Source organism: Vibrio sp. SCSIO 43133 (genome assembly GCF_023716845.1).
Classification (GTDB): Bacteria; Pseudomonadota; Gammaproteobacteria; order Enterobacterales; family Vibrionaceae; genus Vibrio; species Vibrio mediterranei.
This window is the reverse complement of record NZ_CP068024.1, coordinates 942,164-961,967: the sequence shown is the minus strand read 5'-3', so window position 1 is coordinate 961,967 and position 19,804 is coordinate 942,164. Positions and strand designations below refer to the sequence as shown.

Below are 19,804 nucleotides of genomic sequence, written 5' to 3'. Positions count from 1 at the left end.
TTTACTTTCCTTATTGATTGTTTTTGTACTCAACAATCCTAACCAACAAACAAAAAAATGCCCAGTCGAAACTGAGCATTTTATGAGACTAATTGAAACCGTGATTTTAATTTAATCTGTGGTTTTAGCTGTCGGTTAACTCGCCATGGCTGGTTCGCGCTTTGACGTCGTGACTCAGCGCTTTATTGAGCTCAGCTTCAACATGCCCTGGCGCTTTGGTCTTAGCAGAGATAAGTCGATACATCGCTGGGATTACAAACAAGGTCACTAAGGTAGCGAAAGCCATACCAAAGAAGATTACCGTACCCACTGCGACTCTACTTTCATAGCCTGCTCCAGTAGACAGAATCAGCGGAATTGCCCCCGCGAGCGTAGTAAATGCCGTCATCATGATGGGACGTAAACGTCGTGCTGAAGCATCGATAATAGCTTTTTCAAACTCAACGCCTTTATCACGTAACTGGTTAGCAAATTCTACAATCAAGATACCGTTTTTGGTCACCATACCGATCAACATAATCATGCCGATTTGGCTGTAAATATTCAGTCCTTGCTGCATGATTACCAGACCTAAGAAGCCACCAAATACGCCCATAGGTACGGTAAACATTACCACGAGAGGGTTTACGAAGCTTTCAAACTGAGCGGCTAGTACGAGATAAGCCACCAGCAAAGTCAAACCAAACACGACTAAGATACTGGATTGGTTTTCTTTGAAATCTTTCGATTCACCCGCATAACTTACCGAGATATCACCAGGGAGCATTTCCACAGCTTGTTGGTCCATGAAATCGAGCGCTTCACCTAATGTGTAACCGTCCGATAGGTTGGCCTTAATGGTGATCGATTTCTGCTTGTTGTAGTGTGACAAACGAATTGATGATGCCACTTCTTCGATGGAAGTCACCGCATCTAGAGTAACCAACTCGCCGGACTTAGTTCGCATATAGATCTGACTTAAATCATTTGCGTTATTAAAGTTATTCTCATCACCACGCAGATACACGTCATACTCTTCGCCGCGTTCTACATAGGTGGTTTCACTTTTACCACCAAGCATGATCTCTAACGTATCCGAGATATCAGACACACTAATGCCTAACTCTGCGGCACGCTCACGATCAATCGTCACAACAAGTTCAGGCGTTTTCTCAGAATAGTCGGTACTTGCCCCTTCCATAAACGGAGACTGTTCCGCTGCCAACTCTAGTTTATCCGCCCATGTTTGTAGCTCGTGATAATCCGAACCACCAATAACAAACTGCACAGGTTCGCTCGACCCGCCTCGGAAGCCCGGCATAAATGGGAAAACACGGACATCGGCAATACCCGCCAAAGACTTTCTCACCACATTGAGAGATTCTTGTGCCGTAATATCACGATCATTCCAATCCTCTAATATCATGATAACAAAGCCCGTTTGGTCACCCGCATTACCGCCAAAGGCGGGCGATTGAATACTAAACGACTTTAAGAAACCTTGCCCTAATAGCGGCATAAGACGTTTCTCAACGATGTCCATATTTGCAGCCATACGGTTATAACTGGTCGCATCGGCACCGCGAACGAAGGCAAAAATAACGCCACGGTCTTCTGACGGTGTTAATTGGGCAGGGACTTGTTGCATCAATTGGAAACTACCGCCAATACAAGCCACTATGATAATTGGTGCCATCCATCTCAATTTAAGGGCTTTAACCAAAGCCGCTTTGTAGCCGCGCTCAAGCTTTCTAAACCCCTTGTCGACAAACTGAGTAAAGCGATTCGGTTTCACATTGGCTTTTAGAATAGTGCTTCCCAACACCGGCGTTAGCGTCAATGCTATCAATGAGGAAAAGATCACCGACATCGCCAGTAATACCGAAAACTCAGTAAACAGCAACCCGATCATGCCATCCATAAATGAGATAGGCAGGAACACCATCACCAAAACCAGTGTAGTGGCAATAACGGCAAACCCTACCTCACGCGTCCCTTTATAGGCCGCTAACAGAGGTGACTCCCCTCGTTCGATATGGTGGAAAATGTTTTCGACTACCACAATGGCATCATCGACCACAAGACCGATTGAAAGGATCAGTGCCATTAAGGTAATTAAGTTTATAGAGAAGCCAAAGAAATATGCCGCGATAAAAGACGAGATGAGCGACACTGGAACCGTCACGGCTGGAATCAATGTAGCTCGAGCTTGGCCAATAAAGATGTAAAGCACGAGGATAACCAAACCGCCGGTAATAAACAGTGTGTTATACACTTCTGAAATCGAGCGATCGATAAAAACGGTAGAATCGTAGTCAATCGCCAGTCTTGTCCCTTGTGGAAGGAACTGCTGCATGCGCTCAACTTCTTTATGAACTAAGTCAGCGACTTGTAGCGGGTTTGCGTCAGATTGCGGCACAATCCCCATACTAACGTTGACGACGCCATCACTCTTAAAGGTCGAGTTTTCGTTTTCTGCGCCCACATAAACATCAGCGACATCTTTTAGGTAGATAGGTGTATTATCACTAGCGCGCTTAACTACCAGATACTCAAAATCGACAGGTGTGTTGTAAGCGCGTGCGGTACGCACTGACATCACAGTGGCATCATTTCGAACTTCGCCGCCTGGGCTTTCGATGTTTTCGCTGCGTAGTGACGAGGTAATATCTGACGTTGTCACACCGCGACCAGCCATATAAGCAGGCTTGAGCTTAATGTACATCACCTGATATAGGCCACCTGAAATATCCACCGAGCTCACGCCAGAGATAAGACTGAAACGGTCGACCAAAACACGGTTCACATAATCAGTAAGCTGAGTGCGGTCCATCTCTGAAGAGCTAAGGTTGATGTACAGCGACGCTTCACCACTACCATTGTTCTTAAACACCAGAGGATCATCCGCCTCATCTGGAAGAGCGCGCTGCGCACGGGCTACGGCATCACGAATGTCACTAACACCGGTATTCAAGTCATAGCCGAGTTCAAATGTCACTGTAATACGTGACATGCTGTTTCGCGTGGTCGACTCTATTTCATCAATACCACTGATACCAGAAAGTTGGTCTTCAATCACAGAGGTGATCTGACTCTCAATGATGGTAGCCGATGCCCCTTCATAACGAGTAGAGATAGAAACAACTGGATTTTCAATGTCCGGCATTTCACGAACGGCGAGTTTACTAAAGGAAACAATACCGAACACGCAGAGCAGCAAGCTCAATACGATTGCCGCTACCGGACGTTTAACAGAAACATCAGATAACAACATTAGCTCGCTTCCTTGTCATTGCCCGCTGGCTTGTCACCGGTGCGACCTGCTGTCGGTTCGGATTTCACTTCTTGAACCGAGGCACCATCACGCATATTTACGATACCTTGAACCACTATACGCTGACCGATTTCTAAACCCTTTTCAATCACCACTTGGTTACCAACGCGCGCGCCTAAGAATACTTCCGTGCGATGTGCCTTGTTGTTTTCATCAACGACGTAAACAAAACGCTTAGTACCCGAATATTCCAAAGCCTGTACTGGAATGATCGGTGCTTCAATTGGTGGAAATTCCATTCTAGCTTGCGCAAGCATGCCTGGTTTTAAACGGTTTTCATCATTTTCAAAATGAATACGAACTCGAAGGTTGAGGGTTTCCTGATTCACTCGGGTATCGATTGCAACCACTTTACCTGTGAAAATACGTGTACCCCATGCTGATGTTCTGGCGGTCACATCCATGCCTTTTTCAAGCATAGGTAAGTAGTGTTCAGGAACTTGGAGGTCGAGTTGCATCGTCGAGAGGTCATCTAAAGTCAGCAGTTCAGTACCCACACTGACCAGTTTTCCTCGGCTAAAGTCAATTAAGCCCACTGTACCTGTGAAGGGAGCTTCGATATAAAGATCGTTAAGGTTAGCATTAGCCGCGTCTAATCGTGCATTACCAATTTCTACCGCAGCTTTCTGAGCATCAATTTCGGTTTTAGTAATTGCGTTGCGGTCTACTAGACGCTCAAATTCAGCAAGGATACGCTTTTGATCACGGGTATAAGCCTTTGCTTCAGCGACAGCAGCTCGCGCTTTATCGTCATTAAGTAAGACCAAAGGCTGACCTTTTTCAACCTTTTGGTTAGCGGTGACTTTGATTTCATCGACGATACCGTTGACTTCCGAGGCGATAATAACTGACTGATCCGCTTCTAATTTGCCAACTAATGAGAGAGATTGAGAAACTTGATGGATGGCAACAGGTTCAGTCACTACTGAGATAGCCTTGGAGCCAACGTTCCTTTTGGCGAAGGTTGCTGGTGAAGCACTAAGAATAGACAGTGCCAGCAAACCGATTATTGTTTTGTTTTTCATCGTGTTTGTCTTCAGTGTAAAAACTACAGATAGTGTAGCGAGTAATACGAGGAGTAACGTCAAGAAGTGTAAATGTATTCTAAAGAGATTATTTACATTTGATGCTCATCTATTTAGAAACCATCCACGTACAATCAATGTAACACCGCGCTGGTTAATAAATAATGACTAAAAACACGCTTTTTAAGCGTCTTTGTCCAAAAAGGCACCATTCAATTCAAAATCCTCAAAAAAGGGTTTACAGCTATGCGCAGTTTGTTATGATGCGCTCCGCACTTGAGTGATGTGTTGGGAAAACATCAAACAAGTATAAAAACTCCTGGGGGGTTCCCGAGTGGCCAAAGGGATCAGACTGTAAATCTGACGGCACTGCCTTCGATGGTTCGAATCCGTCCCCCCCCACCATATTCTGTTTAGTTGTTATTGACAGTTAAACAAACTTGAAGCGCTGCGTTGGGAAAACGGTGAAACAAGTATAAAAACCCTGGGGGGGTTCCCGAGTGGCCAAAGGGATCAGACTGTAAATCTGACGGCACTGCCTTCGATGGTTCGAATCCGTCCCCCCCCACCATATTCTGTTTAGTTGTTATCAACAATTAGACAAACTTGAAGCGCTGCGTTGGGAAAACGGCGAAACAAGTATAAAAACCCTGGGGGGGTTCCCGAGTGGCCAAAGGGATCAGACTGTAAATCTGACGGCACTGCCTTCGATGGTTCGAATCCGTCCCCCCCCACCATATTCTGTTTAGTTGTTATCAACAGTTAGACAAACTTGAAGCGCTGCGTTGGGAAAACGGTGAAACAAGTATAAAAACCCTGGGGGGGTTCCCGAGTGGCCAAAGGGATCAGACTGTAAATCTGACGGCACTGCCTTCGATGGTTCGAATCCGTCCCCCCCCACCATATTCTGTTTAGTTGTTATCAACAGTTAGACAAACTTGAAGCACTGCGTTGGGAAAACGGTGAAACAAGTATAAAAACCCTGGGGGGGTTCCCGAGTGGCCAAAGGGATCAGACTGTAAATCTGACGGCACTGCCTTCGATGGTTCGAATCCGTCCCCCCCCACCATACAAACGAAAGCCGACTCACTGAGTCGGCTTTTTTGTTATTACCACTTTGTATTGCTGACACCACTACCTGCCAAGCTATTTTCGAGTTTAGTTTAGACTCTAAATCTCACGCTGATATAAATATGCATCTGAGCAGATCTCATGAAGTACCGCAAAATCGTTGATCTTTTCTATGCGCTTGAACTGATTATTCTCAAGCACTTTTTGTGATGCCAAGTTCGACGTTAATGCGTGCGCTTTGAGGGTTTTCAGACCGGCAGTTTTTTTTGCGTAATCTACAAGCAGTGACAACGCAAAACTAGCGACACCTTTTCCCGTATAGGCCTCGCCGATTCGATACCCCACCTCTGCATAATTCATGTCGGCTTCAGAGATATTGAGATTAATTCGACCGCAAATCTCTCCTTCGTTATTACGAATGAGCATTGGGTAGCAAAGTTTCGCTCTATGAAACAGTACCAGTTCACGAATATGCTCTTCCACACCTTGTTGACTGTAGAAGCCGTCATCCCTTGGAGGAATATGCTGCTCAAACCACGCTTTGTTCTGCCGTTCAAACAATAACAAAGCGTGACAATCTTCCAGCTCAACAAGCGATATGGATATGTCCATATAAGCTATCAACCCTTAATATTTTTGATTGCGCTCGCTAAATGCATAACACTAACGCACAAAACCAACGCAAAAATTCTGTTTAGAAGACTTCGTTAACATGGAAATAGAAGGTACCACCATGTTCACCGTAACCGATATCAGCACGCACATTAACCTTGTCTTTGATCTTTAAGCGCAAACCCGTACCAGCACTCGCAAGTGTATTGTCCCAAAGTCCTGAAACGTCATCGGCAACGGTGCCAGCTGCACCCCAGAACACGACACCTACTCGCCAATACACTGGCAAGCGGTACTCGACTTGTCCCATCATCATCTGGTTGTCACGGTAGCGACCAAGTATGTAACCACGCATAGCATCAGCACCACCAAGATCGGGCAGTTGATTCCATGGCACATTCCCGGAAGTTAAGTTCGCTTGTACTTGCCAAGCCAGTAATCCTGGCACAGGTGTTAGTGAATGGTACTGTGAAGCTTTCAGTGAATATTTACCAAAATCTGCGGAGTTGGTTGAATCATGGTAATAACCGATATCCGCTTGCAGTAGCGTTCCCTTAGAAGCGTTGGTCACATTATCACGTGTGTCATAAACGTTAGATACAAACACACCATAGCTGGTGTTATCGGTTAGCTCATCAGCAAGGTAGTCCGCTGACTGACTATCAAATTCCTTTTCATGAGGGCGTACCGATTTAATGTTACCGCCGAGACCTAAGAAATAGTCGCCTCTCACTCTCGTAAGCCATGTAGGTTTGATATCAATGACTTGCTCTTTAAAGTTGACCTTATTATCGTCTTGTTGACCGTTCTCGTAGCCGCGACCGTAGTAGACGGCGGCATCATCAAATACTTTTATGTCAGTGAAAATGCGGTCGTTACCCGAATTGTAGAAGTGCTTGTTACTGAACGTAATACCCATTGATCCGTTACTAGAAGCATATGGGTTGATAACCATAGACGAAGGTTGTCCCGCCCCCTCTGACAGTTCACCATAAAGGCCAACATACAAAAGACCAAGCCCTAAGCCTTGCTCTGGGGTATAGAACACGGCTGGAATATAGCTCGAGTTAAGCCCTTGCTGAGCGTCATACTCTTGCTCTGCACCAAATATACTCAACACATCATCCAGAGTGTCTGTTGTTGGATTAGGTGTCGCCTCAAATAAAGGCACCACTGATTCTTCAGCATGCAATGAAGTCGTGGTCGCCAAAGAAGCGCAAAGCACAAGTGCGAATCTAGAAAATGTCTGGTGCATGGATAATTTATATGTATCAGAAAAGAGAGGCCGAATTATAGAATAAAACAGCAGCAAAATTGTGAAATTATTTGCGCAAAATACAAAAAAACCGCAGTGGTCAGACTGCGGTTTTTGGCATAATTTTTAGGTAAATTAACCTTGAATACCGACGATAAGCCATGGCGCGTTAGGTACAGTAAGATCGCGCTCTAAGTGCCAAATATCTTCGATATCTTCTTCGACGTTTTCTACCGCATCACGATAGCGACCCGAGAACTGCAAGCTCAGCTGTGCTTTGTTTGCATCGAAGTCTGCGCGAACAATTTCCGCATCTACGTACATGACGTCAGTATGCTGCTCGCCCTCTAGTTTTGCACGCTCAGCCATAAGATCTTGAAGTAGGCTTGGCGATACATACTCTTCAATGGTATGAAGTTCGTTATGGTTCCATGCACCTTGCAGGATTCGATAGTGTTCACGAGCACCATTTAGAAATGCCGCTTGATCGAAACCTGGTGGGTAGTTGTGCGGAACATCGCTATGACCAGCTGCACCAAAGCCACCTGTCGCTGCGCCACCGTTTTGCGGCTGCTCGAAGTTTTGGAAGTTTGGTTGCTGCTCAAATTGGTTGCGCGTGTTGCCACCAAACGCGGGTTGCTGTCGCTGCTGATTCATGCTGCCTTGCTTGGCACCAAGCATCCCTCGCATAAACTTGAAGATAACGAATGCAATTAGGCCAAAGATTAGGATGTCCATGAAGTTGATGCCTTCAAATGCACCACCAAAGAACGCCGCTAACAAACCACCAGCCAATAGACCGCCTAGAAGACCGCCCATCAAGCCCTTTTTGCTGCTACCAGCTTTGTTTTGATCCTGTCTGCTGATGTTATTTGTATTCTGTTGCTGTTGTTTCGGAGCTGGAGCTGTTTTAAAGCTCTTACCGAATGATTTACCGCCACCGAACTTCTTCGCTTCAGCTACCGGATTCACCGCTACTGCAAGAACAAGCAGAGCGACGAAAGAAAATAAACGTTTCATTCTAGACCTTTAGTTATATTGTTACGTTAAGCCGAAACCACTATACATGAACTACGACCCATCAAGCATAATATACTGAGCTTAGCATTAAAGGAAACACTCTGATGCCTCGACATGTTTCAGAATATTGCACGTATGTTACGAGCTAGATAGAACCGCATTCAAAACTATGCGCAAAGCCTGCAATACAAGGCTTCATTAGTTGACGCTTAATCATGACACCTCTAAAATAACGAACCGTGTTCAATTAACGATCCGCAACCATGGCCCGCAGAAACGATCATACCAGGGAAGAGCTTGTTGAGCTTACGCTCACGACGGTAAAAGACTACCTTAGCGAAAACTCTTATCACACGCTTAGCCTTCGGAAGATTGCCACTCTGATTGGTTATGTTCCCAGCACACTAGTGAATGTATTTGGCAGTTATAATCTGCTACTACTGCACGCTGTCGCTCGCACTCTAGATGAGCTGTCACAGGAAGCAAAAGCGGTTGTGGATGAAGCTGATAATGTCGAAGAAGCCTTATATGCTCTCGCGAGCTGTTATCACGAGTTTGCCAAGAAATACCCGTATCGTTGGCAATTAATTTTCGAACACAACATGAACGGTGATACGCTCCCGGAATGGCAATCACAACGTATCGATGGGATGACAGGCATGCTGGAGAGCTTGCTTTCAGTCTATAAACCGGAAAAGTCTCACTCAGAAGTCCTTCGTGCCAGTCGCGTGCTGTGGGCTGGCGTTCATGGCATCACACTGCTAAGTGTTGACGACAAATTCTTTGCTTCAGAGCCCGTCGATGGCGATGAGCTAATCAAAGATCTAATCTCAAAGTATTTACAAAGCTGGTAATCAAAAGGAAAGGTAATGCCACATACGAAATCTGCGTCTCTGTTATCTCAAAGGCGCTTTCTGCCCTACTTTGTGACTCAGTTCTTTGGCGCGTTTAACGACAATATTTTTAAAAACGTTTTATTGTTGTTTGTCGCATTTGCAGGACCACAGGTTCTGCCAATCTCTAGTAACCTGTTTATTAATTTAGCGGCCGGTCTATTCATTTTGCCGTTCTTTCTGTTTTCTGCCTCAGCAGGTGTACTTGCCGACAAATACGAAAAGTCATGGTTCATCAGAAAAGTAAAGCTGGCTGAGATCGCAATTATGTGTCTCGGCGCAATTGGCTTTATTACTGAAAGCTATGGCATTTTATTATTATTGCTGTTCTTAATGGGCACACAGTCTGCGTTTTTTGGTCCAGTGAAGTACGCTCTTCTGCCACAGCAACTGAAACCGAACGAACTTTTGTCCGGCAATGCATTGGTTGAAACTGGCACCTTCCTTGCTATCCTATTGGGAACCTTAGGGGCCGGCATTATAGCTTCAGCTGAAAGCGCGAAATACGTCGCTGCTGGATGTGTAGTTTTGTTTGCCTTGGCGGGCTACATTTCAAGCCGCTCTATTCCAGAAGCGCCTGCGGCTGCACCGGAACTAAAATTTCGCTGGCAACCCGTAAAGCAAACTAAAGAAACACTTAAAATTGCTCACCAAGACCGCGTAGTATTCCAATGTATCATGGCCATTAGTTGGTTCTGGTTCTTGGGCGCAGCTTACCTAACGCAGTTTCCGAATTTCACCAAAATACATTTGATGGGTAATGAAGCGGCCGTTTCATTCCTACTTGCACTTTTTTCTGTAGGCATCGCTCTCGGATCTATGTTGTGCGATAAGATGTCTAAGAATCGCATTGATGTCGGCATCGTGCCAATAGGCAGCATTGGCATTACCATTTTTGGCGCGCTTATGGCTTTTGCAGTTCCATCAGAGCTGCCTCAGTTTACGTCATTCAGCGAGTTTATTTCCCACTCTAGCTTATGGCCTGTTTTTGGCTATTTATTGTTACTCGGCATGTCCGGTGGATTGTTTATCGTCCCTTTGTACGCGCTGATGCAACAACAGGCTAAAGAAACTGAACGTGCCCGAGTGATTGCTGCCCTCAATATCTATAACTCGCTATTTATGGTTGGAAGTGCAGTTTTAGGTATCGTAGGACTGTCAGTGCTGGAACTCACTATTGTCGAACTGTTCCTTGTGCTAGCTCTGATGAACTTTATGATGGCGACTTACCTATTTTTGCAAGCTCCTATCTTCGTGGTTCGTTTCCTTATTTGGGTACTCACTACCATCATGTACCGTATCACCCATAAAAATCTGCATCACCTACCAGAAAAAGGTGGCGCCTTGATTGTCTGCAATCATGTGAGCTATATGGATGCGTTGGTGATGAGTGCGGCAAGCCCAAGACTCATACGTTTTGTCATGGAAGAAGACTACGCGAACTACAAACCCGTTCGTCGCTTTTTACGACGTGCTGGAGTCATACCTATCTCCTCCTCTCGCAAAGGTTCCATTCGAAGAGCGTTTAACGATATCGAACACGCTTTAGCTGAAGGGGAGATTGTCTGCATTTTCCCTGAAGGACGTCTAACCTCAGATGGTGAGATGAATGAATTTATGCGTGGTATTGATATTGTCCTGCGCCGCTCTCCTGTACCTGTCATCCCAATGGCGTTAAAGGGATTATGGGGCAGCTATTTTAGTCGACATAAAGGCCGCGCGTGTAAAGGGCTCCCAACTCGCTTTAGAGCTAAGCTGGAATTAGAAGCGGGAGCACCGGTAGCTCCTGAAGAAGCATCAAGTGCCGCGATGTTCGAAAAAGTCGCAACACTTCGTGGTGATTATCGCTGATCGCCATAAGCGATTTTGTTCGTTTATTTCGATGTTGTTCATATCAAAACAACGAGCGTTTAGTTTTACTGAACGCTCGTTAAGAAATTTTAGGTTTTGTTGATCTAGCGAAATTCATACAATTCCTTTATGTGGCGAGAAAATTCTCGCCTTTTTATTAAAGGTACTCCATGTTCACCCAGTTACGCTCATACCCTCTGTTTTTTCTCGCAATTCTTGCCTGTCTCACTCCATGGGTTTCCTCGCCAATTGCACTGATACTTGGCTTCTTTTTAACAACTTTCAGCCTAGTGCCAACCACGCTGCCATTAGCAAAATTCACTAAAAAGTTGCTCGCCTACTCCATTGTCGGACTTGGTTTTGGTATCCATTTAGATCAAGCCATGCAAGCCACCAGCGATGGGATTGGAATCATCGTAGTGACTATAGTTGGCACGTTAGTCATCGGTTGGTTCTTGGCACGCCGCATGGGATTGGACAAACAAACGGGTTACCTTATTTCATCAGGTACTGCTATCTGTGGTGGTAGTGCTATTGCCGCTGTTGCACCGGCGATCAACGCAGATGATGAAAAGATCGGTATCGCTCTTGCAACTGTATTCGTACTAAATTCAGTCGCCTTATTCGTATTTCCCGTCATTGGTCACGCGCTAAGTCTCGATCAACATACTTTCGGTACGTGGGCAGCGATCGCCATCCATGACACGTCATCCGTGGTCGGTGCGGCTTCCGCTTATGGTGAGGAAGCACTCACGACGGCAACGACACTAAAGCTGGCCCGTGCGCTATGGATTATTCCTGTTGCCCTAGTAAGTGCAGCTATTTTTAGCAACAAGCAAAATAAAATCACTATCCCTTACTTCATTTTATTTTACTGTGTCGCAATCTTAGTAAGCGACTACTTACCTCAGTTCGAAGTGGTATATCAGGGAATTTTTGATGTCTCGAAAAAGCTGTTGGTCGTGTGTCTATTCTTGATTGGTTGCAGTATTTCAATTGAAAAGCTTAAACAGGCAGGGAGCAAGCCGATGGTGTTTGGCGTTACGATGTGGTTGTTGATTTCGGCGACTTCTCTAGCTTGGCTAACGCTCGTTTAGTCTCAGGGCCTGCTGTTTTTCCTTGTTTTACATTGAAGAACAACACTACTGTCAACAAAAACGCTGTCAGTTCCGCAAGCGCTCTTGTCAGTCCATCTGTTGAGAAGGCAAGCGCCAGTTGAAGGGCAATTGCGATAACCAGTAATTTGTTCATTCCATAGGCTCACTGTTTTTCCATGTCTCATATTATGGTGAGCCTATTAGGTAATGAAAATTCAGTTTTGGACTATGAAATAACTACATAATTGGATTGATGTTGCGATAGCCATTTTTTCACTTCAGCACGTGAGACTTTAATTCCCGATTGCGAAAGAGATTCAGGCAATAAGAAATAGGCGATCGGCTGTTTGAATCTTGGTAACGAATCCGAAAGCTTTTGCCGCTGTTCAGAGACCGTCGGCAACGCAGTTGACTGCACTACTGCAACACATCGCGCCCCATATTCTTCATCTTCTACCGCCACTACAATGCTCTGAGTAATCGTTGGCTGTACATTGAGAGCAGCTTCGACCTCCTCGCAATGTACGTTTTCGCCACCTGAAATAAACAGATTGTCAGCACGACCAACCACTCTAAGCTCATTGCCGTTGACCCACTCTCCGAGATCTCTGGTATCCAGCCATTGCCCTTCCAATGCCAGTGGCAGAATTTGACCTTGCCAATAGTAGCCTTTGGCTAAGGTCTCACCCGACACAAAAATACGATTACCACTTAATTTTAGCTCTCGTCGCGGAAGAATATGCCCTGATGATGGCCACTCATCTACTGGTTTAGCGGTCACTGTCGAAGCGGTTTCCGTCATACCATAGCCCATCCATGCATCGATATGTCGGGCTTTTGCTTGTTGGATTAGTGACAAAGGAATGTGGCTACCACCGAGTAGTACTCGCTCTAACTTGGTCTGCCATTGATTATCAATAATCCGTTTAAGCTGCGTAGACACCAGCGAGGCATGACTTACATCTGAAATGTCTTTGCAAAAGTCACCGCTAGCAATTTTGAGCGTTGCACCAGCTTGTAGCCAACGCCAAACAATACCTAACCCTGAGACATGGTACATAGGTAGGCTCAATAACCAGCAATCTCCGACAGTGAAACTAAAGCGCTCAAGTAAGCCACTAGCAGAGGCTATGTGTTGCTCTCTACCATGGACAACGGCTTTTGGACACCCTGTCGAACCAGATGTAAAAATGATGGAGGCGATATCAACATTTGCGGAGACCAACGACTGTCGCGATGCAGTCCCTCGTGAAAGGAAGTGCAAACTTGGTAGCGACGTCGAGTTACTGCAATTCCAAACCACAGCACGCTCACCCTCTAGATATAGAGAGGACAGTTTGGCTTCAAGTAATTCACGTGATTGCACGGCAATAATCGCAGGCACCGCACCATGAGCGAGGCAAGCGAGATAAGCGAAGACTAACGCTTCCTCAGCACGACCAATAAGGCAAACCACCTGACCCTGACTGATGGCCTTATTAATAAGCAACTGTCGATATTGATCGACTTGTTGTTTAACATCGACCCACGTCAGTTGGCGTTGAGGAGTAATTAAGGCAATGTCGTTGGGAGCAGACTGAGCCCAGTGCTCCCAAAAGTGTGATGAAACCACTGACTAGCTGTCCACGGATTCAGATTGCCAAACCAAAGTTTGGTCTGCTAGACGCTCGACAGGAAGCAAGCAACCTGGCCACGGTGTTTCGAGCTGAGCACCAAAAAGCTGCATGGTATCCAAACCTGGTGTTTCTGCTGGCACTTGCCAGTGAGCAAAGCGAGCTAACTGTCCAAGACCAATGCTACTCTCTAAGCTTGAGCTAATAACGACTCGAATAGCATGGCTTCTCGCTTCTTCGATCAAACGAATACATTTATCAAAGCTGCCGATTAAGGTTGGTTTGATGATTAACGCTTTGACACCTGTTAACTCTTTCACCGAAAAGTCAGGCTCTTTAATCGCGGCCTGTAGTGTTTCATCCCAAGCGATAGCAATCCCCGTATCTAAGGCAAACGACACGCTATCACCGGGTGTTTGGCAAGGCTCCTCAACAAACGCGATACGCTGTCTGAGCGATGGGGAAATGTGTTTGGCAAACTGCTTAGCTTTGTCCAAAGTCCATGCCTTATTAGCGTCAAGTCGCAGAGTAAGGTCTGGAATCGATTCGAGGAAAAGACTGACTAACATCCCGTCTCTTATCGTTTCGTACAGCCCTACTTTAAACTTGGCAACTTTAGTACCTTGCATGTTATTCAAGATAGGTATCAGTTCGTCCGGGTCACCACTACACAAAGGAGCCGCACGATAATTACCGGTTTGAGGAAGCGTGTGAGCAAGCTCCATTAATGCGGCAGACAGGCCGAACGCGACAGAAGGCACACATACTTCCAAGTCTATGTCTTTGCCATTGACCCATTGCTCTAATTGGCTTTGTGCTTCTATGCCGGCTTGTTCAAACGTTTCTTGGCTGAATCCAGGTAGAGGGGCTACCTCACCTAAGCCTGTCTGGCCGTCTTCAGACAGTTCTACAATCCAACCGTCTCGGTGAGTAAGTTTTTGTTCTCGAAGAATAACACCGCTGTCCATAGGCAGACTGTAGCGGTAGAGTTTTGCTTGTCTCATAGTAGAGTCCCACTTCATAGGAAGTATACGTCGTCAACTAAAAATGAGAGAGTCGACGACGTTGAATACACCGTTGTTAGGCCACATTTCACTACAAGAGTTCCCAAATTACTTGAGCAAACTATCGATAAAATGTATCTAAATATGGCCAAACAAACATGACGCCAAGGCTGATAGTGCCTTGGAGCCGATGGTTACGGGTTTCTTGGGAACTTATTGAAGTCTGGACGACGCTTCTCATTAAATGCATTACGTCCTTCCTGACCTTCATCAGTCATGTAGAACATCATGGTCGCGTTGCCCGCTAGCTCTTGTAGGCCAGCTTGACCATCACAGTCAGCATTCAGGGCGGCTTTCAAGCATCGAAGTGCCATTGGGCTATGTTGAAGTACTTCACGACACCAACGAACAGTCTCTTTGTCCAAATCCTCTAGTGGTACAACCGTGTTCACTAAGCCCATATCCAAAGCTTCTTGTGCGTCGTAGAAGCGGCATAAGAACCAAATTTCACGAGCTTTTTTCTGGCCAACGATGCGAGCCATATAAGACGCACCCCAACCACCATCAAATGAACCAACTTTAGGACCCGTTTGACCGAACTGTGCATTTTCTGCTGCAATCGTTAGATCACACATCATATGTAGAACATGACCGCCACCAACAGCCCAGCCAGCTACCGAAGCGATAACAGGTTTAGGGCAAGTACGAATTTGACGTTGGAAGTCCAACACATTGAGATGATGTGTACCTGAATCATCTTGGTAACCGCCATAGTCGCCACGAACACTTTGGTCGCCACCAGAACAGAAGGCTTTTTCACCTAATCCAGTAAGAATAATGACTCCAACACCCTCGTCGTAACGAGCGTCAGCCAGTGCTTTAATCATTTCGCTGACTGTTTTTGGGGTAAATGCATTGTGAACTTGTGGGCGTGCAATCGTGATTCTCGCGATGCCATCTTCAGATTTATGATATTGAATTTCTTCAAAATCGCCCGTTACATCCGCCCAATTAACCGGTGCGTAAAGTTCTTCTTCTGTTAGTCCAACTGTTTTAGCCATGATCTATTCCAATTCTTCTTTTGGGTTTAAACCCATTTGTTCTAGATAACTCAGCAACACCGAGGCAAAGGCCTTAGGCTGCTCTTTGTGTACATTATGCCCAGCTCCCGCAATCACCTTAAAATCAAGGTTGCTATCTTGAGCTAGCGCAGTAAATTTTGTGTCTCGTTCACCCACGATATACAGAGGTCGATTACCGTTACTAAACCGAAGCTGCTGGATTTTTGGCAGCAGGTTAGGCTGGTGAGCTAGTGAAGTCGTCATCAGCATATGACTTAGCTTGTCACCAAGGTTAACACTACGTTTAGCAATCAAATCTTGTCTTTGCTCATGATTTAAGGAAGAAAACACCGGTTGTTGATACCAATCGCCCAAAACCTCTGCAATATCATCATTTTTGAAGCGATGCGCCCATGCTAAGTCATTTGCAAATCTATCCTGACGGGCATGTTCTGAGCACAGTCCAAAATTTCCACCTTCAATGACAACACCAGCCATCGTGAGTGGCAGCAGTTGATTCTCTGCACCCTCATACTCGCAGAGAAAGTACATCGACAACCTAGCACCCAACGAGTACCCCACCAAAAAGATGGGCACTGTAGCACTGAGGTTTTGTGTTTCAATACATTTTAGTATGGTTGAATGGATCAATCTGCAAACATCACTAAAACTTGTGCTTTGGATCGACTGACTTTGACCATGTCCCGGTAAATCGATAAATAGCTTGTTGTAGTTTGGAAGGTATTCACTAACGGTGTGAAAGTCGTCACCCGCCCCTAAAAAGCCATGTAAGAAAACCAACAGAGGCTTATCTTCAGTATGAGCTTGGAGGGACGTTGTGAACTGACTATTAAGCATGAGTCTGATAAGTACTAATGTCTTGACTTAGTTGACGAATCAAACTTGCCACTTCGTCGGCAGCGGTAAGCACTTCAATCAATAGAGTGTCTTTTCCGCTTAATAGATGATGTTGAATTTGTGTTTCTAAGTCTTCACGTGATTTCGGTGAGCAATATTGCAAACCAAACTGAGCCGCCGCATGTTCAAAGTTTAGGCCATGGGGCATTTGATAACAGCTTACTTTTTTTTCTTGCGGTACAGGCAACATGTCAAATATCGCCCCCCCATCATTGTTAGTCACAACGATTACGCAAGGTGCTTGTGTACGACTAAAAAGTGACAGCGAATTCAAATCATAGAGCAGCGATGTATCACCCAAATAGAGCACCATCGACTTACCTTTATCGCGATGAACACCATTAGCAGAAGCGACTAAACCATCGATACCGGATGCGCCTCGATTGCTATAAGTTTCGATGCCTAGGGGGTTAGTTAACATATCCGCTAACCTTACGATAAGGCTATTACCCATAAAAACACTAATGTCTAGCGGTAATCGCTCAATGCTACGGGCAACATCAAATTCGGTCAGATGTGAACGAGTAGGCATTAATGTCGTCACGAGTTGGGCATAAGATTTTAATTCATCTCCCCACCCGATATTTGTGCTGTGCTCCACTGTTTCTAAGGCTGACTCTAACCATAGAGGAATTGACACCTGACAATGTTTCAATGCAACGTGATCTGGGTTTAACCGCTCGCCAAATTCACTCAGCACTAGGTAATCACTGTGTAGAGATTGCTGCTTTAGCCAAGCATTCAGCCTTTTCGAAACCAGCCTTGCACCAACTTGGAGTACAGTATCGGCACTTGAAAGCATATCTGCTGCTTGCGGATTCTGAAGCCAAATATCATAACGCTGCCAGTCACCTCCCAAACCCGATTGAGGGTCGAGCAGAATTGGCCAACCTAATTTCTGCGCCAGTAACTTTGCTTGCTGGGCAATAGCGAGAGTTACACTGCCTACGACAATGACACCTTTTCTGTCACTTAGTCTTAATGCACTATGCTCCGCCGTATAGTCAGTAACGTTAACCGCATGGTAGTCGACAAAGCAGGCCTTGCTATTACGCCATTTCGCTATGGGTTGCAAATAGGCTGAGAACGAACGCTTATCGTCTCCACCATATAATGGTTCAGGGAACGGACAGTTGAAGTGAATACTACCTCCATTCACTTTTTGAACTGATAACGCATGGTCAACTGTAGATAATATCCACGTTGGCGAAATCTGGGTTGTCGGCGATGGCAGGTTAACGGTCTCCGTCACATGTTGTGAGAAGATTCCAGGCTGTACGATGGCTTGATTAGCACCACACTCGACTAACTCAATGGGACGATCAGAAGTCAGTAAAACCAGCTTCTCTTTAGTCAACTTCGACTCAGCAACCGCAGGAAGTAAATTAGCGACTGCAGTGCCAGATGTAACAATGACAGCAACAGGTGATTGGCTTGACTTGGCAAGACCTAACGCCAAGAAACCTAAACCACGCTCATCAAAGTGTGTGTGAACGGTCAACTCAGGGTGAGCAACAGCCTCAAGAGTAAGCGGGGTTGAGCGTGAACCCGGAGCAATGCATACGTGTCTTACCCCTTGGCGATAGAGTTCTTCTATCAGTATTTCCGTCCAAACCCTATTTAAAGCAGCTTGGTTTTGGCTCATGACGCAACACCTAATGACGGTTGGTCAGAAATTAGACTCAATAACGTGGACATCTTTTTATCCAACTCTTGCCATTCATGTTCGGCAATGGAACCAGGCACGATCCCCGCACCCGCGAAGAGTTGTAGCTCATCTTTGACCAATAACGCACTTCTAATCGCAACACAAAACTCTGCTTTTTCATGGCTTAGATAGCCCACTGAACCAGCGTACCAACCACGCGCAAAAGGTTCGTTCTGCTGGATATACTGCATTGCTTCTGCTCTTGGAAGCCCCGCAACCGCAGCTGTTGGCTGCAACGCTTGTAGCAATTGCACACCATTAATACCCTTGTGCAAATGCGCCAAGATGTTTCTTTTTAGATGTTGAACTTTACGCAAGCGAACTAAGCGAAGTTCGCTTTCTAAATGCACTTGGTCTGAATGTGGCGATAGGCTTTGCAGAATATCATCCACAACGTACTGATTCTCATTGATGTTCTTGTCATCTTGAGTCAACCAATTGGCAAGTTCCATATCTTGAGCGGCATTGCCACCTCGACCAATCGTACCCGCCAAGGCTTCTGTCTCTAACTCCTGCCCTACTCTTCGATAGAGGCGTTCAGGCGTTGAGCCTACAAATGCGTGACCAGGGGACAAAGCCATCAAAAAATGAAAGCTATGATGGTTTTGAGCATAACTTGCTTTGAGTAGTTGCGCAGGAGAAATGCAATGCTTGAGATCAACGCAGGTTTTACGAGCCAAGACCACTTTTTTGAATTTGTCTTGTTGAATTCCGGCTAAAACATCATCAACTAAATCACACCACTGTGCTTTCTCTGGTGTATGACGCAACGAGACGATGTCACTCGCTAGCGGCGCGAGTTCTTTTGCATCAGCAACGAGTTGTTTCAAAGCTCTAATTGATACCTCTTTGCTCATTCCAATATTAACCGCTAAACGCCACCCTTCATCGAAGCGAATCAACTCGACTTGAGGTAAGAAAAAGAATGCCGACATACAACGACGGTTTTTGTCTGAATGGCCATCAAAAGAGCGACCACCCCATACCCTTTGGTTTTCACCAAGAATCGTATAAGCAGGAGCCGCTTCTGAAAAAGTATGAAGCTGACCGAGTGCAACCACTTCTTCGCGGGTATCTCTAGACTGCCAATAGAACTTTGGATAATGAGGCTGAGCGTCCAACCAGTCGATGCCATGAGTCTTTGGTGAACCCTGCAATTCTTGCTCTAGTCGCTTGGTGCCTTGTGGCGCACGCTCTAGATTTTCAACAAGCTGAGTGATGGCTTTTGTTAAATGAGACAAATCAACCTCAAAACTGTAACTTTTAATCTTATATACACGAGATACTCTATTTATACCAACTACATAGATCAAGCAACACGCGCTTTAATTGTTCGCAATGTTAAGTGGCTCATTGCCACTGA

Annotated in this window: 15 protein-coding genes and 4 tRNA genes; 7 read left to right on the top strand and 12 right to left on the bottom strand. The window is 45.6% G+C overall.

The annotated features are described in order from the left end of the window. Positions 1-124: 124 nt before the first annotated feature. Both vexH and JKJ11_RS04795 read right to left on the bottom strand, forming a co-directional pair. Entirely contained in the window at positions 125-3,253 is a 3,129-nt protein-coding gene (vexH, locus tag JKJ11_RS04800; RefSeq protein ID WP_252038800.1) for a vibriobactin export RND transporter permease subunit VexH, read from the bottom strand. Continuing rightward, positions 3,253-4,338 carry an efflux RND transporter periplasmic adaptor subunit gene (locus JKJ11_RS04795; RefSeq protein WP_081875878.1) on the bottom strand — a complete coding sequence of 362 codons (1,086 nt, stop codon included), beginning with the start codon at positions 4,336-4,338 and terminating at the stop codon, positions 3,253-3,255. Before JKJ11_RS04795 ends, vexH begins: the two co-directional genes overlap by 1 nt. A 486-nt stretch (positions 4,339-4,824) precedes the next feature. On the opposite strand from JKJ11_RS04795, the gene JKJ11_RS04790 reads away from it, so the two are divergent. The 4 genes from JKJ11_RS04790 to JKJ11_RS04775 all read left to right on the top strand — a co-directional run bounded on the left by JKJ11_RS04790 (position 4,825) and on the right by JKJ11_RS04775 (position 5,407). Next, a tRNA-Tyr gene (locus tag JKJ11_RS04790) sits at positions 4,825-4,909 on the top strand. An 81-nt stretch (positions 4,910-4,990) separates the two neighbouring features. Next, a tRNA-Tyr gene (locus JKJ11_RS04785) sits at positions 4,991-5,075 on the top strand. Between the two features lie 81 nt (positions 5,076-5,156). Next, positions 5,157-5,241 (top strand) — tRNA-Tyr (locus JKJ11_RS04780). Between the two features lie 81 nt (positions 5,242-5,322). After that, positions 5,323-5,407, top strand: a tRNA-Tyr gene (locus JKJ11_RS04775). Between the two features lie 101 nt (positions 5,408-5,508). On the opposite strand, the gene JKJ11_RS04770 is transcribed toward JKJ11_RS04775, so the two are convergent. The 3 genes from JKJ11_RS04770 to JKJ11_RS04760 all read right to left on the bottom strand — a co-directional run bounded on the left by JKJ11_RS04770 (position 5,509) and on the right by JKJ11_RS04760 (position 8,296). After that, positions 5,509-6,021 carry a GNAT family N-acetyltransferase gene (locus JKJ11_RS04770; protein ID WP_198557462.1) on the bottom strand — a complete coding sequence of 171 codons (513 nt, stop codon included), beginning with the start codon at positions 6,019-6,021 and terminating at the stop codon, positions 5,509-5,511. 82 nt (positions 6,022-6,103) lie between these two features. Further along, positions 6,104-7,276 (bottom strand): BamA/TamA family outer membrane protein, encoded by a 1,173-nt coding sequence (locus JKJ11_RS04765; RefSeq protein ID WP_252038799.1) that lies wholly within the window; start codon positions 7,274-7,276, stop codon positions 6,104-6,106. 135 nt (positions 7,277-7,411) lie between these two features. After that, positions 7,412-8,296 carry a Tim44 domain-containing protein gene (locus JKJ11_RS04760; RefSeq protein ID WP_006075271.1) on the bottom strand — a complete coding sequence of 295 codons (885 nt, stop codon included), beginning with the start codon at positions 8,294-8,296 and terminating at the stop codon, positions 7,412-7,414. A gap of 263 nt (positions 8,297-8,559) precedes the next feature. Between JKJ11_RS04760 and JKJ11_RS04755 the strand changes: the two genes are divergently transcribed. From JKJ11_RS04755 to JKJ11_RS04745, 3 genes are all read left to right on the top strand, one after another. Continuing rightward, on the top strand, positions 8,560-9,150 hold the full coding sequence (locus JKJ11_RS04755) for a TetR/AcrR family transcriptional regulator (protein WP_006075270.1): 591 nt from the start codon (positions 8,560-8,562) through the stop codon (positions 9,148-9,150). A 15-nt stretch (positions 9,151-9,165) separates the two neighbouring features. Continuing rightward, positions 9,166-11,040, top strand: coding sequence for an MFS transporter (locus JKJ11_RS04750; RefSeq protein ID WP_038229821.1), 1,875 nt, complete (start codon positions 9,166-9,168; stop codon positions 11,038-11,040). 170 nt (positions 11,041-11,210) lie between these two features. Then, the gene (locus tag JKJ11_RS04745) at positions 11,211-12,137 is read left to right on the top strand and encodes a YeiH family protein (protein ID WP_006075268.1); all 927 of its coding nucleotides are present in this window, start codon (positions 11,211-11,213) and stop codon (positions 12,135-12,137) included. Here JKJ11_RS04745 and JKJ11_RS04740 read toward each other — a convergent pair. The 7 genes from JKJ11_RS04740 to JKJ11_RS04710 all read right to left on the bottom strand — a co-directional run bounded on the left by JKJ11_RS04740 (position 12,082) and on the right by JKJ11_RS04710 (position 19,682). Next, positions 12,082-12,291 (bottom strand): hypothetical protein, encoded by a 210-nt coding sequence (locus JKJ11_RS04740; RefSeq protein ID WP_252038798.1) that lies wholly within the window; start codon positions 12,289-12,291, stop codon positions 12,082-12,084. The genes JKJ11_RS04745 and JKJ11_RS04740 overlap by 56 nt on opposite strands. Positions 12,292-12,363: 72 nt before the next feature. Next, positions 12,364-13,749 (bottom strand): o-succinylbenzoate--CoA ligase, encoded by a 1,386-nt coding sequence (menE, locus tag JKJ11_RS04735; protein WP_252038797.1) that lies wholly within the window; start codon positions 13,747-13,749, stop codon positions 12,364-12,366. A gap of 3 nt (positions 13,750-13,752) precedes the next feature. Beyond that, entirely contained in the window at positions 13,753-14,754 is a 1,002-nt protein-coding gene (gene menC / locus JKJ11_RS04730; RefSeq protein WP_198557458.1) for an o-succinylbenzoate synthase, read from the bottom strand. A 194-nt stretch (positions 14,755-14,948) separates the two neighbouring features. After that, positions 14,949-15,815: a 1,4-dihydroxy-2-naphthoyl-CoA synthase gene (gene menB / locus JKJ11_RS04725; RefSeq protein ID WP_006075264.1), complete on the bottom strand. Its 867-nt coding sequence runs from the start codon at positions 15,813-15,815 to the stop codon at positions 14,949-14,951. Positions 15,816-15,818: 3 nt separating this feature from the next. Beyond that, positions 15,819-16,673: a 2-succinyl-6-hydroxy-2,4-cyclohexadiene-1-carboxylate synthase gene (gene menH / locus JKJ11_RS04720; RefSeq protein ID WP_252038796.1), complete on the bottom strand. Its 855-nt coding sequence runs from the start codon at positions 16,671-16,673 to the stop codon at positions 15,819-15,821. Then, complete coding sequence (gene menD, locus JKJ11_RS04715) at positions 16,666-18,378, bottom strand: 2-succinyl-5-enolpyruvyl-6-hydroxy-3-cyclohexene-1-carboxylic-acid synthase (protein ID WP_252038795.1); 1,713 nt, start codon at positions 18,376-18,378, stop codon at positions 16,666-16,668. Before menD ends, menH begins: the two co-directional genes overlap by 8 nt. Then, positions 18,375-19,682 carry an isochorismate synthase gene (locus JKJ11_RS04710; RefSeq protein ID WP_252038794.1) on the bottom strand — a complete coding sequence of 436 codons (1,308 nt, stop codon included), beginning with the start codon at positions 19,680-19,682 and terminating at the stop codon, positions 18,375-18,377. The genes menD and JKJ11_RS04710 overlap by 4 nt, the downstream gene beginning before the upstream one ends. Positions 19,683-19,804: the final 122 nt, after the last annotated feature.